Origin of the sequence: Rhodanobacter sp. DHB23, assembly GCF_014842975.1 — a bacterium.
In the GTDB taxonomy this organism is placed as follows: domain Bacteria; phylum Pseudomonadota; class Gammaproteobacteria; order Xanthomonadales; family Rhodanobacteraceae; genus Rhodanobacter_A.
The window spans coordinates 76,114-90,292 of the sequence record NZ_JACYXK010000025.1 but is presented as its reverse complement, the minus strand read 5'-3'; the positions used below and the strand labels follow the sequence as shown (position 1 = coordinate 90,292).

Here is a 14,179-nt window from a genome sequence, read left to right as displayed (position 1 = left end):
GCAGGCCTCGCGACAGTAGGACTCAAGCGGCCATCGCCGCCGCGCAATGCCGCGCGATGAAAGCCTCGTGGGGCGGCATGGCGTCCACGCAGCTTTCCAGCACCTGACGCACGCCTTGCATGAACTGGCGGAGATCGGCTTCCGGCATCTGCTCCGCCAGCGGATGGCAACGCGCGGGCATGATGCCCTGCCCGATCATCACCTGCACCCAGCTGACCAGGCCGAACATTTCCTCGAAACCCTCGCGGAAGAAGCTGCCGGTGTCGCGGAACAGGTCGATGGTGTCCTGCAGCGCGGCGGGTATCGGCATGTCGCGGCACTGTCGCCAGAACGCGCTGCCGTCGCGCTGCGTGGCCTTGTAATGCAGTATCAGGAAATCGCGGATGCGCTCGGACTCCACCGCGACCTGCGCGTTGTAGCGGTCGCGCAGCACCGGGCTGAAATCGCGGCGCGGCATCAGGCTCAACAGCCGCATGATGCCCGACTGGATCATGTAGATGCTGGTGGATTCCAGCGGCTCCATGAAGCCGCTGGCCAGGCCCAGCGACACCACGTTGCGGTTCCACGCCTGCCTGCGCCGCCCGGTGACGAAGCGCAGCGGGCGCGGATCGCCCAATGCCTTGCCGTCCAGGTTCGCCAGCAGGGTGGCGGCGGCCTCGTCGTCGCTGATGTGCTGGCTGGCATAGACGTAGCCGTTGCCCGTGCGGTGCTGCAACGGGATGCGCCACTGCCAGCCCGCATCGCGCGCGGTGCAGCGGGTATACGGCGTGGGCGGCCCCACCTTCTCGCACGCCACCGCCAGCGCGCGGTCGCAGGGCAGCCACTGCGTCCATTCCTCGTAGCCGGTGTGCAGCGCCTGCTCGATCAGCAGGCCGCGGAAGCCGGAGCAGTCGATGAACAGCTCGGCCTCGATGCGCTCGCCGCTTTCCAGCTGCACGGCCTCCACGAAGCCGTCGTCGGGACGCAGCAGCACCTGGGCGATCTTGCCTTCGGTGCGGCGCACGCCGCGGCTTTCGGCATAGCCGCGCAGATGGCGGGCGTAGCGGCCCGCATCGAAGTGGTAGGCATAGGCGATGTTCGCCAGCGGCGACGACGGCGGCGCGTCCCTGGGCGAAGCCATGAACCGGCCGCGCGGCGCGGCCAGCGTGTTGATCGAGTAATCGCCGATGTCGCCCGCCAGCCCCAGCTTGTGCGCGCGCAGCCACAACTGGTGGAACGGCTGCATGGCGATGTCGTGGCCGATGCTGCCGAAACCGTGGATGTACGAATCGCCCGGCTTGCCCCAGTCGTTGAACTGGATGCCGAGCTTGAACGTGCCCTGGGTCTGGCGGACGAACTCCGCCTCGTCGATCTCCAGGAAACGGTTGAAATAGGAAAGGTGCGGCACCGTGGCCTCGCCCACGCCGACCGTGCCGATCTCCTCGGACTCGACCAGGCGTATCGCGCAGTCGCTGCCGAGCGTCTTGGCGAACGCCGCGGCCGCCATCCAGCCGGCGGTGCCGCCACCAACGATGAGCACGGTTCGAATGTGATCGTTCATGGCATGCAGGGCCCGGCAGGAAGGTGACTCATGTTAGTGACGACCACGCGCAACGCGTGGCCGCCGAAGAAAAACGCATGACCCGATGCCCTGGGCCATGCGCTGGGGAGACAGCTACCGATCGGCCGATCAGAACTTGACGTCGGCCGTCAGCTTGAACGTGCGCGGCACGCCGTAGATGTTGCCGACGGTGTTGTAGTACGGCGCGTACTGGCCATTGCTGCCGTACGCACCGACCACATCGGCGTAGTTGTGGAAATTGAACACGTTGAGCGCATCGGCACGCACCTGCAGGGTGAAGCCATGGCCGAGGTCGACGTTCTTGGTGGCCTGCAGATCGACCTCGCGGTAGCCGAAGATCGGCCCACCGAAAAGGAAGTGGCCACCGCCACTCGGCACGCCCGTCACCGGCCATGCGTTGGCCCACTGCCCATCCACCATCTGCGCGCCGCACTCGTCGGTGCCGTAGTCGGCGACACCGCAGATGGTGTTGCTCGGGATCGGCGTGGACAGGATCAACTTCGCGCCCAGCATGATGTCCCACGGCCCCTTGTACGTGCCGCTGACCACCAGGCGATGCTTCGGCGCAACGCTGGAAGTGGTGAACGGGTAGAGGTAGGGACGCGGCAGGTCGAACGCGTAGGACGGATCCTGGTACGGATGGTTTTCCGTCGCGTGCGTGTAGGTGTAGGCGATGGTCATGCCCCAGCCGCTTTCGTCGGTATAGGGCTTTTCGGCGGACACGAGGAACGAGCTGTTGTACGTGGTGCCGCCGTTGTCCCACAGGATCAGGCCGCCGATGCCCGGCACGCCGGGGCTGCCCCACTGCGTGCCGTTCTGGTAGAACTGGCCGTTGGGATAGCGGTTGCCCAGCCAGCCGACCACGGTGTCGTACTGGTTGATGCGCTGGAACGTGGTGGTGATGTTCCAGTCGCCCAGCTTGTTGCGCATGCCGAGGCTGAACTGGTCGGAGTACGGCGACTTGAGGTTGTTGTTGACCATGTCGACTTCGCCGACGCCGCTGCCCAGCCCTTGCAGGTTGGCCGCGTTGTAGTACTTCGGGTCCCACACGAAGCAGGTGGTGCCGTTGGCCGCGCCCGGCAGGCACTGCACGCCGCCGCCGTTGGCGCTGCCGTTGCTGGCGCCCGACGGGCTCTCGAAATAGACCTGCGGCTCGGACAACGCGTTCTTGGTGTTCTCCAGCGAGAGCAGGCCGAACAGGTTGCGGTCGTAGGCGCGGCCGACGCCGCCGAAGATCACGTGCTCCTCGTCGCCATTCAGGTCATACGAGAAACCGAGGCGCGGCTGGATTTCACCCTTCTGCGCCTTGCGGTTGCTGCCCGTGCTGATGTAGTTGGCGACGTTGACGCCGCCCATCGCCAGCGACTGCGCGTAGGAGTTGTTGATGGTCTGGCCGTTGAACTGGTAGGTCGGCGCGTAAAGCGCGTCGAGCACCGACTGCGGCGTGTGGAAGTTGAGCCACTCGGGCGTGCGCTCGTAATCCCAGCGCACGCCGAGGTTCAGCTGCAGCTTGTCGGTCACGTCCCAATCGTCCTGGATGTAGGCACCGAACTGCTTGTTGTGCGAGACGGCCGTCAACGGCAGGCCGTTGTTCAATTTGCCGAACACCACTTCATACGGCGTGGTTTCCGTGCCGTCGGGGCCGACGTTGTAGAAATAGTCCGCCGAGGTGGAGCTGTCGCGGTCGCTCAAGGTCACCTGCGAGTACTTCACGCCCATCTTGATCACGTGGTCGCCGTGCCAGTCGATGTCGTTGAAGGTGAGGTTGTCCTGCAGGGTGTTGCCGATCTGGCGCGCCGAGAAATACTGGCGCGGATCCTGGCCGTTGATCGTCAGCACCGCGCCGGCCGGGGCCGGGCTGTTCCAGAAATAGGTGGTGGCGGGCGAATCGGTCAGCGGGGACGGCTGGTCCAGCGTGTTCTGGTAGTTCCACGTGAACTCGTTGAACCACGAGTCGGCGCTGTGCTGCCAACGCGCGTCGACGTGCTTGTCCTTGTTCTGGTACTTGTAGAGCGCCGACGCCGCCGTGGTGTCGCCTGCGCCGTAGATCTGGTTTTCCGTGCGCAGCGAGGTGCTCAGCTCGAAGCGGTCGCGGGTCGTCGGCTCGTAGTCCAGCTTGCCGAACCAGAGGTTCTCCTTGAACGGCATCGAGGTCGGCCCGAGCTGCGCCTTCGCGCTGTCCGGCAGGAAGTTGTTCTGCGGGATGTTGTCGTAGGTGTTCGTGGAGCCGGTGGTGGTGGTCGGCGTGGCGAACGACTTGCCTTCGTAGGCCACGAAGAAATGCAGCTTGTCCTGGATGATGGGGCCGCCGAACGAGCCGCCGTATTCGTGCTGCGTGCCGTTGGTCTTCTTGCCCGCGTATTCCTCGGCCGGCGTCTCCGCGCGCCAGTTGCTGCTGTTGAACGTCTCGTAGGCCTCGCCGTGGAACTCGTTGGTGCCCGACTGCGTTTCGGCCACGATCGCCGCCGAGGAGATCTGGTCGAACTCGGCCTTGTAGTTCGAGGTGATGACCTTGTACTCGCCGATCGCCAGCTGCGGGAACGGGTTGCCCACGTCGCCGTCGTGGTTGGGGCCGGCCTGGCCGGCCATCGCGCCGCCGTGCACGTAGTTCTTCTGGCCCACGCCGTCGATGAACACGTTCATGTTGCCGTCCGGCTGCGCGCCGGCGTGGATCGAGGTCTTGCCGTTCTCGGTCTGGAACATCATGCCGGGCACGATGTCCGCGAACTCGAGGAAGTTGCGCGTGATCTGCGGCAGGTTGGCGATCTGCTGCACCGAAATGGTGGTGCCGACTTCGGAGGTCTTCACTTCCTCCAGCGCCGTGCCCTGCACGTTGACCGCGCCCAGCGTGGTCGCATTCGCCGCGGAAGCCGTGGTGGCGGTGCCCGGGCCGCTGAAATCCAGCGTGCCCACCGAGGCCACGCTGAGCGTGACGGTACGCTGCGTGCCGGCGCCGGCATCCACGGTGTAGGTGCCCGGCGGCAGGCCCACCAGCGCGTAGGCGCCGTCCTTGCCGGTCTGCGTGACGCGCACCGCGCCGGTGGCCACGTTCTTGGCCGTCACGGTGGCGTTGGCCGGGCCCTTGCCGCGCAAGGTCGCATTGGCCGACTGCGCCATCACGATGCCCGGCGCCGAAGCGGCCATCGCCGCGACCACGGCGGCCGGCAGCAGGCGTTGCCTGATGTTGAAGATCTTGCGACTGCTCATGTAACTCCCCTCCGAAGGTCTTTTATCGAACCGGTTTGCGTTGCGTCTTCTTGGTTGTGGCACCTGCGGCTGCGCCGCGCTGGGCCCCGCAGGATTCGCGCACGACGATGTCGCAGCCGAGCGTGTGTACAGAGGCGGCCGACACTCCCGGGCGATCCATCAGGTCGGCCAGCAGATCCATGGCGTTCTTGCCCAGGTCCGCGATGCGCACGCGCACCGTGCTCAGCGACGGCGTGACGTAGCGCGCGATCGGGATGTCGTCGAAGCCGGCCAGGGCGATCTCGCCCGGCACCTCGACACCGGCTTCCTTGAAGGCCTGCAGGCAGCCCACGGCCATCATGTCGTTGGCGGCGAACACGGCCTGGGGACGCGTCTTCAGCGCCAGCAGCTCCAGACCCGCCTGATAGCCGGACTGCTCGCTGAAATCGCCGGCCACCACGCGCAACGGCTCGTTCGGCGCGAGCTCGGCCATCGCGGCGCGGAAGCCCGCCTCGCGCTGCTGCGCGTCGAAGTTGTCCTTCGGCCCGCTGACCAGGGCGATGCGCTTGTGCCCGAGGCCGGCCAGGTGGCGCACCATCGCGTAGGTGCCCGCGAAGTTGTCGATGTTCAACACGGCGTGGGCGGTGCCCTTCACGCCGCTGTTGAGCAGCACGGTGGGCAGGCCCTCGGGCAGGTTGGCGTCGAGGAAGGCCGCATCGACGCGCGGCGAGGAGAGGATCACGATGCCGTCCACCCGGCCCTGCATGGCGCGCAGCGCCGCCGCCGCATCGTCCACGCCGTCGTGCGAACTGGAGACCAGCAGGTGCAGGCCGTGCGAGCGCGCTTCCAGGTCGATGCCGCGGATCAGCTCCGAGAAGAATTCGCCGTGCAGGTCGGGCATCAGCGCGCCCACGGTATGCGTGCGCTTGGTGATCAGGCTGCGGGCAGCCCCGTGCGGCACGTAGCGCAGGCGCGTGGCCGCCTCGCGGATGCGCTGTTCGGTTGCAGGCGTCACGCCGCCCGAGCCATTCAGGGCGCGCGATACCGAGGCCACGGAGACCTTGGCTTCGCGTGCCACGTCCTTGATCGTTGCCGTCACTTGCATGCCTCCCCGCCGAATTCGCGCCTCCCGGACGCGAGCGCAGGGCGAACGTAAACGTTTTCATGGAAGCTTGTAAAGCAAATGCTTGCGGCACCTTTGCTGCAGAACGGAAGCAAATTCGACCAACCAGCCATATATCGCGAAAAACACCGACAAATGCCTTGGATGATGCTTTTTCGCGACGCAGCATCTTTCATGTCCGGAAACTGCCGTGCACCGCTGCATGCCAGGCGGAATCGACGCCGGACAAGAAAACGCTTTCATGCACGCCCGCGACACCCGCCCCAATCCATCAAGACGCTGGCGTATGGACGGCTATCCATCCATACGTCCAAACCACGCCTCCGGTCGCTTCTGAAAAATCGTCATGAAAAAAGTGTTGACATGCCGGATGGGCAAGCGTACGGTCGATGACATGTCGCAGCGCAACAGCCACCGCAGCACCGCCGCCCTGAACCGTCCTCCGACGGTCGCCGGCCTGCTGCGGCTTCGCGGCACGCTCCTTCTTGCCCTTGTACTCGTACTCCTTATTACCAACGGAGGTGCGGGCTGAGGGCATGTGTCCAGGTAGCTAGAAAGAACCTGAAAACACCCGAAGAACCCCGCACCAGAAATGGAGCGGGGTTTTTTGTTGCCCTCGGCGCCGCACCCACACAGCGGAGCCAGCGATGGAAACCCAGCAGAACGACCCGCAGAGCGAGATCGGCGACGTAGCCGCCGAGCACGTGCGCATCTTCGACACCACCCTGCGCGACGGCGAGCAGACGCCCGGCTTCTCGATGGACCGGCGCGCCAAGCTGCGCATGGCGCAGATGCTGGAGGCGCTGGGCGTGGACGTGCTCGAGGCGGGTTTCCCGCAGGCTTCGCCGGACGATTTCGCTGCAGTCGCACAAATCGCCGGCATGCTCACGCAAACCACCGCCTGCGCGCTGGCACGCTGCGTGCCGGGCGACATCGACAGCGCCGGCCGCGCGCTGGAATCGGCGCGGCGCTCGCGCATCCACGTGTTCCTCTCCACCAGCCCGCTGCACCGCGAGCACAAGCTCAACATGAGCAAGCAGCAGGTGCTGGACACCGCCGTCACCGCGGTGGAACGCGCCATGCAGCTGGCGCACGAGGTGGAATTCTCGGCCGAGGACGCGATGCGCACCGAGCCGGAGTTCCTGGTCGAGGTGTTCGACGCCGCCGCCGCCGCGGGCGCCACCACGCTGAACGCGCCGGACACCGTGGGCTACATGACGCCGACGGAAATCGCCGAGCGCTTCGCCTGGCTGATCGCCAACGTGAAGCGCGGCCAGCACGTGGTGTTCTCCAGCCACTGCCACAACGACCTGGGCCTGGGTGTGGCCAACAGCCTCGCCGCCGTGAGCGCGGGCGCGCGCCAGGTGGAATGCACCATCAACGGCATTGGCGAGCGCGCGGGCAACGCGGCGCTGGAAGAAATCGTGATGGCGATGAAGGTGCGCGGCACCTGGTTCGGCACCGACACGCGCATCGACACCCGCAAGCTCTACCCCGCCTCGCGCCTGCTCAGCGAACTGACCGGCCAGAACGTGCAGCGCAACAAGGCCATCGTGGGCGCCAACGCCTTCGCGCACGAGTCGGGCATCCACCAGCACGGCATGCTCAAGCACCGCGGCACCTACGAAATCATGCGGCCGCAGGACGTGGGCATTGCCGAGACCAAGCTGGTATTGGGCAAGCACTCGGGCCGCGCCGCGCTGCGCCAGCGCCTGCAGGTGTTGGGACATGACCCCGACGAGGCCGCGATGGACGTGATCTTCGCGCGCTTCAAGACCCTGGCCGACAAGAAGCGCGAGATCCACGACGAGGACCTGGAAGCCATCGCGCTGGGCCAGGACCCGGAAGCGCTGGGTCCATGGCGACTGGTGCAGCTGAGCAGCAACACGCACCTGGGCGGCAGCGCCTCGGCCTCGGTGAAGCTGCGCCACGACGACGGTCGCGAAACCGGCGAAGCGGCGATCGGCGACGGCCCGGTGGACGCGGTGCTGCGCGCGATCGAACGCGCCACCGGCAACACGCTGGACGTCACCGAATTCCAGGTACGCGCGGTGAGCGCGGGCGGCGACGCCCAGGGCCAAGCCCAGCTCACCGCACGCCACGGCGAGCGCGACTGGCGCGGCCACGGCGTCAGCACCGACATCGTCGAAGCCGCCGCGCAGGCCGCGCTGGCCATCGTCAACCGCATCGAACGGCAGGCCGCGCAGAGCCGGCCCGAAGAGTCTATTGAAGAGTGCGGCCATGGAAGGCCGCCTTTTGATCTTCGCGCGAATGGAAGCGCGCAAAAGGAGAACCATCCATGAGCCATACCGCCTTCCTCTGGCACAACGGCCGCATCAAGCCCTGGGCCGAAGCCAACGTCCACGTCAGCACGCACGCGCTGCATTACGGCTCCTCGGTGTTCGAAGGCGAGCGCGTGTACGCCACGCCGAACGGCCCGGCCTACTTCCGCCTCGCCGACCACACGCGCCGACTGTTCGAATCGGCCAAGGTGTACGAGATCGACGTCGGCTACAGCGAAGCCGAGATCGACGCGGCCTGCCACGAGGTGATCCGCGCCAACGGCATGCAGTCCGCCTACGTGCGGCCCATCGTGTTCCGCGGCGCCGGCGGCCTGGGCGTGTTGCCGCGCGACGGCGCGCCGGTGGAGGTGGCGATCATGGCGATGGCCTGGGGCGCCTATCTCGGCGACGCCGCCGAACGCGGCGCGGACGTGTGCGTGTCCTCGTGGAACCGCCCCGCGCCCAACACCATCCCGAGCTGGGCCAAGGCCGGCGGCAACTACCTCAGCAGCCAACTGATCGGGCTGGAGGCGCGCCGCGGCGGCTACGACGAAGGCATCGCGCTGGGCCACAACGGCCTGCTCAGCGAAGGCGCCGGCGAGAACCTGTTCCTGGTGAAGCGCGGCAAGCTGGTCACGCCGCCCTCCAGCGCCGGCATCCTCGCCGGCATCACCCGCGACAGCGTGCTCACGCTGGCCGCCGAGCTGGGCATCGAGGCGGAAGAACGCGAACTGCCGCGCGAGGCGCTGTACACCGCCGACGAAATGTTCATGACCGGCACCGCCGCCGAGATCACGCCCGTGCGTTCGGTGGACCGCAAGGCCGTGGGCAACGGCCAGCCCGGCCCGGTGACGCGCGCGCTGCGCGAGGCGTTCTTCGGTCTGTTCGATGGCCGCACCCACGACAAGTGGGGCTGGCTGGAAATGGTTGAGAAACAGGAAGCCGCAGCATGAGTGCAAAGACTCTCTTTGAAAAAATCTGGGACGCCCATGTGGTCGCCCCCGAAACCGCCGACACCCCGGCGATCATCTACATCGACCTGCACCTGGTGCACGAAGTCACCTCGCCGCAGGCCTTCGACGAACTGCGCTCGCGCGGCCTGAAGCTGCGTCGCACCGACCGCACGCTGGCCACGCTGGACCACTCCACGCCCACCCTGCCCGCCGGCCCCGACGGCGAGCGCCCCTACGCCAACGCCGAGGCCAAGGCGCAGGTCGCGCAGCTGGAAGAGAACTGCCGCGAGTTCGGCGTCGAGCTGCACGGCTGGGACAGCAGCGAGCGCGGCATCGTGCACGTGATCGGCCCCGAGCTGGGCGCCACCCAGCCGGGCAACACCATCGTCTGCGGCGACAGCCACACCTCCACGCACGGTGCGTTCGGCGCATTGGCCTTCGGCATCGGCACCACCGAAGTCGGCCACGTGATGGCCACGCAATGCCTGTTGCAGCGCAAGCCGAAGACGCTGGCGATCCACGTCGACGGCGAGCTGCCGAAGGGCGTGGGCGCGAAGGACCTGATCCTGCACATCATCGGCCACATCGGCGTGGACGGCGGCACCGGCCACGTCATCGAATACCGCGGCGCGGCCATCGAAAAGCTGTCGATGGAAGAGCGCATGACGGTGTGCAACATGTCAATCGAAGCCGGCGCGCGCGCGGGCCTGATCGCGCCGGACGAAACCACCTTCGCCTGGCTCAAGGGCCGCCCGCGCGTGCCGCAGGGCGAGGCGTGGGACCGCGCGGTGGCGCACTGGCGCACGCTGAAGACCGACGACGGCGCGCAGTACGACCGCGAAGTGCGCATCGACGCCGGCACGATCAAGCCCACCGTCACCTACGGCACCCACCCCGGCATGGCCATCGCGATGGACGCGCCGGTGCCCGCCGCGCGCAATGCCGTCGAGCAGCGCGCGCTGGACTACATGCAGAGCCGCGCCGGCCAGCCCATGCAGGGCTCCAAGGTGGACGTGGTGTTCGTCGGCAGCTGCACCAACTCGCGCCTGTCCGACCTGCGCGAAGCCGCCGGCGTGCTGCGCGGCCGCCGCGTCGCCGATGGCGTGCGCATGCTGGTGGTGCCCGGCTCCGAAGCCGTGCGCCGCGATGCCGAAGCGGAAGGCCTGCACGAGGTGTTCCGCGCTGCCGGCGCCGAATGGCGCATCCCGGGCTGCTCGATGTGCATCGCGATGAACGGCGACCTGGCGCAGCCCGGGCAGCTGGTCGTCTCCACTTCCAACCGCAACTTCGAAGGCCGCCAGGGCAAGGGCGCGCGCACCGTGCTGGCCAGCCCCGCCACTGCAGCGGCCTCCGCGGTGGCCGGCGCGATCGCCGACCCGCGCGAGTACATGACCGAGGTGGCCGCATGAATGCGCACGCATTTCTCCCTCTCCCCTGCGGGGAGAGGGTTGGGGTGAGGGGCCGCGCTGGCGGAAGGCCAACATCAAGGCGCGCTTCGATGCACGCCACCGCGAGCACCCGCCCCTCTCCTCAATCCTCTCCCCAAAGGGGAGAGGAAGCGAACGCAACCAGCGAGGAATTTCATTAATGCAGCCCGTCACCCGCATCCATTCGCGCACCGCCGTGATGGCGGACGAGAACATCGACACCGACCGCATCATCCCCGCGCGCTTCCTCACCACCACCACGCGCACGGGCCTGGGCAAGCTGTGCTTCAACGACTGGCGCTACCTGCCGGACGGCAGCGACAACCCGGCCTTCCCGCTCAACCAGCCGGAAGCCAAGGGCTGCGCCATCGTCGTGGCCGGGCGCAACTTCGGCTGCGGTTCCTCGCGCGAGCACGCGCCGTGGGCGCTGCTGGACTACGGCATCCAGGCGGTGCTGTGCAGCGAGATCGCGGACATCTTCCGCAACAACGCGCTGAAGAACGGCCTGCTGGCCATCGTGGTTTCCGCCGCCGAGCACGAGTGGCTGCTGGCGAACCCCGGCATCGAGCTGAGCATCGACGTGCAGGGCCAGTACATCGCGCTGCCCGACGGCGGCCGCATCAGCTTCGTGCTGGAACCCTTCGCGCGCCATTGCCTGCTCAACGGCGTGGATCAGCTGGGTTACCTGCTGCAAAACGAGAAGTTGATCGCCCATTACGAAGAACAGGAGCAAGCAGCATGAAAGCGAACATCGTCACCCTTCCCGGCGACGGCGTAGGCCCCGAGGTCACCGCCGCGGCGGTGGCCGTGCTCGAAGCGGTGGCCGCGCACTACGGGCACGAGTTCGCGTTCGACGAACAGCTGATCGGCGGCGCCGCCATCGACGCCACCGGCGAGCCGCTGCCCGCCGCTGCGCTGGATGCCTGCAAGGCCGCCGACGCGGTGCTGCTGGGCGCGGTGGGCGGCCCGAAGTGGTCGGACCCGAACGCGCCGGTGCGCCCGGAACAGGGCCTGCTGGCCCTGCGTGCCGCGCTGGGCGTGTACGCCAACCTGCGCCCGCTCACCGTACACCCCGCGCTGGCCGACCTGTCGCCGCTGAAGAACGGGAAGCTCAAGGACGTCGACGTGCTGTTCCTGCGCGAGCTGACCGGCGGCGCGTACTTCGGCGCGAAGACCAAGGGCGCCGACTACGCCACCGACGAGTGCAGGTACACCGAGGCCGAGGTCGAGCGCGTCACCCGCCGCGCCTTCGAGCTGGCGCGCGCGCGCCGCCGCCACGTCACCTCGGTGGACAAGGCCAACGTGCTGGAAACCTCGCGGCTGTGGCGGCGCACCGTCACCCGCGTCGCCGCCGAGTATCCGGACGTGACGCTGGAGCACCAGCTGGTCGATTCGATGGCCATGCTGCTGCTGACGCGCCCGGCCAGCTACGACGTGGTGGTCACCGAGAACCTGTTCGGCGACATCCTCACCGACGAGGCTGCCGCGCTCGCCGGTTCGCTGGGCCTGCTGCCCTCCGCCTCGCTGGGTGATACGAACGGCCCTTCGACTGCGCTCAGGACAGGCCTGTACGAACCCATCCACGGCTCCGCCCCCGACATCGCGGGCAAGGGCGTGGCGAATCCGGTCGGCACCATCCTCTCCGTCGCCCTGCTGCTGCGCCATTCGCTGCAGCTGGACGCGGAAGCGCAGGCGGTGGAGGCCGCCGTCGACCACGTGCTGCAGCACGGCCCGCACACCCGCGACATCGGCGGCAACGCCAGCACCGCCGAAGTGCGCGACGCCGTGCTCAAGGCGCTGGCGGAGCATGCCGCCACCCATCGCAGCGACTTCGACGGAGCACGCGCATGCGGCTGAGCGCGCGCTCCCGTTTCCACGGCGAAGGCGTTCGCGCCCGCGCCACCCTTGCCCTCCCCTGTGCGCCGCGCGCGGCGCCCAAGACGACGACTGCCTACTCCCCGGCCAAGTCCCGCCGTCACCCCCGACCCGGCGCCGCCACGCGCACGGGGGAGGCAACCGACACCCGCTTCGCCCCAACCACACACGCACGCATCGCCGTCAACGAAGGAGTTACCGCATGAGCAACAGCACCACCAACGACACGCTGGCCAAGGCCCGCATCGCCGTCCTCGGCTACGGCAGCCAGGGCCGCGCCCACGCCCTCAACCTGCGCGACTCCGGCCTCGACGTCGTGGTCGGCGTGCGCAAGGGCGGTCCCTCGTGGGAGAAGGCGCGCGCTGAAGGCTTCACCGTGGCCGAGCCGGGCGAGGCGGTAAAGGGTGCCGACCTGGTCGCCGTGCTCACCCCCGACATGGTGCAGGCGAAGCTCTACAAGGAGAGCATCGAGCCGAACATCAAGGTCGGCGCCGCGCTGCTGTTCGCGCACGGCTTCAACGTGCACTTCAAGCGCATCGCGCCGCGCGACGACATCGACGTGATCCTGGTCGCGCCCAAGGGCCCCGGCGCGCTGGTGCGCACCGAGTACGAGCGCGGCCGCGGCGTGCCCAGCATCTGGGCGGTGCACCAGGACGTCTCCGGCCAGGCCGAGGCCAAGGCGCACGCCTATGCCAACGGCATCGGCGGCGGCCGCGCCATGCTGATCAAGACCGACTTCAAAGAAGAGACCGAAACGGACCTGTTCGGCGAGCAGGCCGTGCTGTGCGGCGGCGCCTCGTCGCTGGTGCAGGCCGGTTTCGAGACCCTGGTGGAAGCCGGCTACCAGCCGGAGATCGCCTACTACGAAGTGCTGCACGAACTGAAACTGATCGTCGACCTGTTCTACGAAGGCGGCATCACCCGCATGCTGGAGTTCATCTCCGAGACCGCGCAGTACGGCGACTACGTCAGCGGCCCGCGCATCGTCGACGCGGCCACCAAGGAGCGCATGAAGGGCGTGCTGAAGGACATCCAGGACGGCACCTTCGCGAAGAACTGGATCGCCGAATACGAGGCCGGCCTGCCGAACTACAAGAAGTTCAAGCAGGCCGACCTCGAGCATCCGATCGAGGTGGTGGGCCACAAGCTGCGCGCGCGCATGCCGTGGCTGCATCCCGACACCGCCAAGCCGGCCGAGGCGCTGAAGAAGGCCGGTTGAGAAACGCCTTGCTCCTCCCCCTGCGAAGCAGGGGGAGGTCGGGAGGGGGTGGAGCTTTTGATTTCGGGATCGAAGCCCCCTCCCCAACCCTCCCCTGCTGCGCAGGGGAGGAGGCAAGGCAACCACCCGTACAGAGCACCACCAGACAGTAGAACGAGGTACGTCATGAAACGCTTCCACATCGCACTGGCCGTCGCCGACCTGGACGCCTCCATCGCCGACTACAGCAAACGCCTCGGCCAGCCGCCGCAGGCCCTGGTCTACGGCGTCTACGCCATGTGGCGCACGGACATCCTCAACTTCTCGATCCGCCAGCAGCCCGAGAAGGCCGGCCAGATCTGCCAGCTCGGCTTCGAGGACGACAGCGCGCAGGGCTTCAGCAGCAGCACCGACGTGAACGGCATCGCCTGGGAGCGCTTCTCCACGCTGGAGCAGGACCTGCAGATCATCGCCACCTTCGGCGTGCCGGTGCATCCCGCGGTCGAGCGCGACCTGATCCGCAATTGATTTGTCTCCCTCCCCTGCTTGCAGGGGAGGGTTGGGGTGGGGTGCT

General features: G+C 67.6%; 11 protein-coding genes. 8 read left to right on the top strand and 3 right to left on the bottom strand.

Annotation, left to right across the window (positions count from 1 at the left end; all coding sequences use genetic code 11):
* Nucleotides 1–22 precede the first annotated feature (22 nt).
* The 3 genes from IHE47_RS07590 to IHE47_RS07580 all read right to left on the bottom strand — a co-directional run bounded on the left by IHE47_RS07590 (nucleotide 23) and on the right by IHE47_RS07580 (nucleotide 5,852).
* Complete coding sequence (locus IHE47_RS07590) at nucleotides 23–1,540, bottom strand: tryptophan halogenase family protein (protein ID WP_192105289.1); 1,518 nt, start codon at nucleotides 1,538–1,540, stop codon at nucleotides 23–25.
* A 129-nt stretch (nucleotides 1,541–1,669) separates the two neighbouring features.
* Entirely contained in the window at nucleotides 1,670–4,768 is a 3,099-nt protein-coding gene (locus tag IHE47_RS07585) for a TonB-dependent receptor (protein ID WP_192105288.1), read from the bottom strand.
* A 22-nt stretch (nucleotides 4,769–4,790) separates the two neighbouring features.
* Nucleotides 4,791–5,852, bottom strand: a complete 1,062-nt coding sequence (locus tag IHE47_RS07580; RefSeq protein WP_192105287.1) for a LacI family DNA-binding transcriptional regulator — start codon at nucleotides 5,850–5,852, stop codon at nucleotides 4,791–4,793.
* Between the two features lie 364 nt (nucleotides 5,853–6,216).
* Between IHE47_RS07580 and IHE47_RS07575 the strand changes: the two genes are divergently transcribed.
* From IHE47_RS07575 to IHE47_RS07540, 8 genes are all read left to right on the top strand, one after another.
* Complete coding sequence (locus IHE47_RS07575; protein WP_192105286.1) at nucleotides 6,217–6,402, top strand: hypothetical protein; 186 nt, start codon at nucleotides 6,217–6,219, stop codon at nucleotides 6,400–6,402.
* Between the two features lie 115 nt (nucleotides 6,403–6,517).
* A complete protein-coding gene (locus tag IHE47_RS07570) occupies nucleotides 6,518–8,173 on the top strand; it encodes a 2-isopropylmalate synthase (RefSeq protein WP_192105285.1) in 1,656 nt (551 codons plus the stop codon).
* Nucleotides 8,170–9,105 carry a branched-chain amino acid transaminase gene (locus IHE47_RS07565; protein WP_192105284.1) on the top strand — a complete coding sequence of 312 codons (936 nt, stop codon included), beginning with the start codon at nucleotides 8,170–8,172 and terminating at the stop codon, nucleotides 9,103–9,105. Before IHE47_RS07570 ends, IHE47_RS07565 begins: the two co-directional genes overlap by 4 nt.
* The gene (leuC, locus tag IHE47_RS07560; RefSeq protein WP_192105283.1) at nucleotides 9,102–10,514 is read left to right on the top strand and encodes a 3-isopropylmalate dehydratase large subunit; all 1,413 of its coding nucleotides are present in this window, start codon (nucleotides 9,102–9,104) and stop codon (nucleotides 10,512–10,514) included. The genes IHE47_RS07565 and leuC overlap by 4 nt, the downstream gene beginning before the upstream one ends.
* Nucleotides 10,515–10,692: 178 nt before the next feature.
* Nucleotides 10,693–11,274 carry a 3-isopropylmalate dehydratase small subunit gene (gene leuD / locus IHE47_RS07555; protein WP_192105282.1) on the top strand — a complete coding sequence of 194 codons (582 nt, stop codon included), beginning with the start codon at nucleotides 10,693–10,695 and terminating at the stop codon, nucleotides 11,272–11,274.
* Complete coding sequence (gene leuB, locus IHE47_RS07550) at nucleotides 11,271–12,389, top strand: 3-isopropylmalate dehydrogenase (protein WP_192105281.1); 1,119 nt, start codon at nucleotides 11,271–11,273, stop codon at nucleotides 12,387–12,389. Before leuD ends, leuB begins: the two co-directional genes overlap by 4 nt.
* Nucleotides 12,390–12,609: 220 nt before the next feature.
* On the top strand, nucleotides 12,610–13,626 hold the full coding sequence (gene ilvC / locus IHE47_RS07545; RefSeq protein ID WP_192105280.1) for a ketol-acid reductoisomerase: 1,017 nt from the start codon (nucleotides 12,610–12,612) through the stop codon (nucleotides 13,624–13,626).
* Between the two features lie 165 nt (nucleotides 13,627–13,791).
* A complete protein-coding gene (locus IHE47_RS07540; protein ID WP_192105279.1) occupies nucleotides 13,792–14,133 on the top strand; it encodes a hypothetical protein in 342 nt (113 codons plus the stop codon).
* Nucleotides 14,134–14,179 lie beyond the last annotated feature (46 nt).

Excerpts from the sequence above, each read along its gene's own strand:
- ilvC (WP_192105280.1), top strand. The coding sequence starts at position 12,610 with ATGAGCAACAGCACCACCAACGACACGCTGGCCAAGGCCCGCATCGCC.
- IHE47_RS07575 (WP_192105286.1), top strand. The coding sequence starts at position 6,217 with ATGAAAAAAGTGTTGACATGCCGGATGGGCAAGCGTACGGTCGATGAC.
- IHE47_RS07590 (WP_192105289.1), bottom strand. The coding sequence starts at position 1,540 with ATGAACGATCACATTCGAACCGTGCTCATCGTTGGTGGCGGCACCGCC.
- IHE47_RS07570 (WP_192105285.1), top strand. The coding sequence starts at position 6,518 with ATGGAAACCCAGCAGAACGACCCGCAGAGCGAGATCGGCGACGTAGCC.
- leuC (WP_192105283.1), top strand. The coding sequence starts at position 9,102 with ATGAGTGCAAAGACTCTCTTTGAAAAAATCTGGGACGCCCATGTGGTC.
- IHE47_RS07580 (WP_192105287.1), bottom strand. The coding sequence starts at position 5,852 with ATGCAAGTGACGGCAACGATCAAGGACGTGGCACGCGAAGCCAAGGTC.
- IHE47_RS07540 (WP_192105279.1), top strand. The coding sequence starts at position 13,792 with ATGAAACGCTTCCACATCGCACTGGCCGTCGCCGACCTGGACGCCTCC.
- leuB (WP_192105281.1), top strand. The coding sequence starts at position 11,271 with ATGAAAGCGAACATCGTCACCCTTCCCGGCGACGGCGTAGGCCCCGAG.
- IHE47_RS07585 (WP_192105288.1), bottom strand. The coding sequence starts at position 4,768 with ATGAGCAGTCGCAAGATCTTCAACATCAGGCAACGCCTGCTGCCGGCC.
- IHE47_RS07565 (WP_192105284.1), top strand. The coding sequence starts at position 8,170 with ATGAGCCATACCGCCTTCCTCTGGCACAACGGCCGCATCAAGCCCTGG.
- leuD (WP_192105282.1), top strand. The coding sequence starts at position 10,693 with ATGCAGCCCGTCACCCGCATCCATTCGCGCACCGCCGTGATGGCGGAC.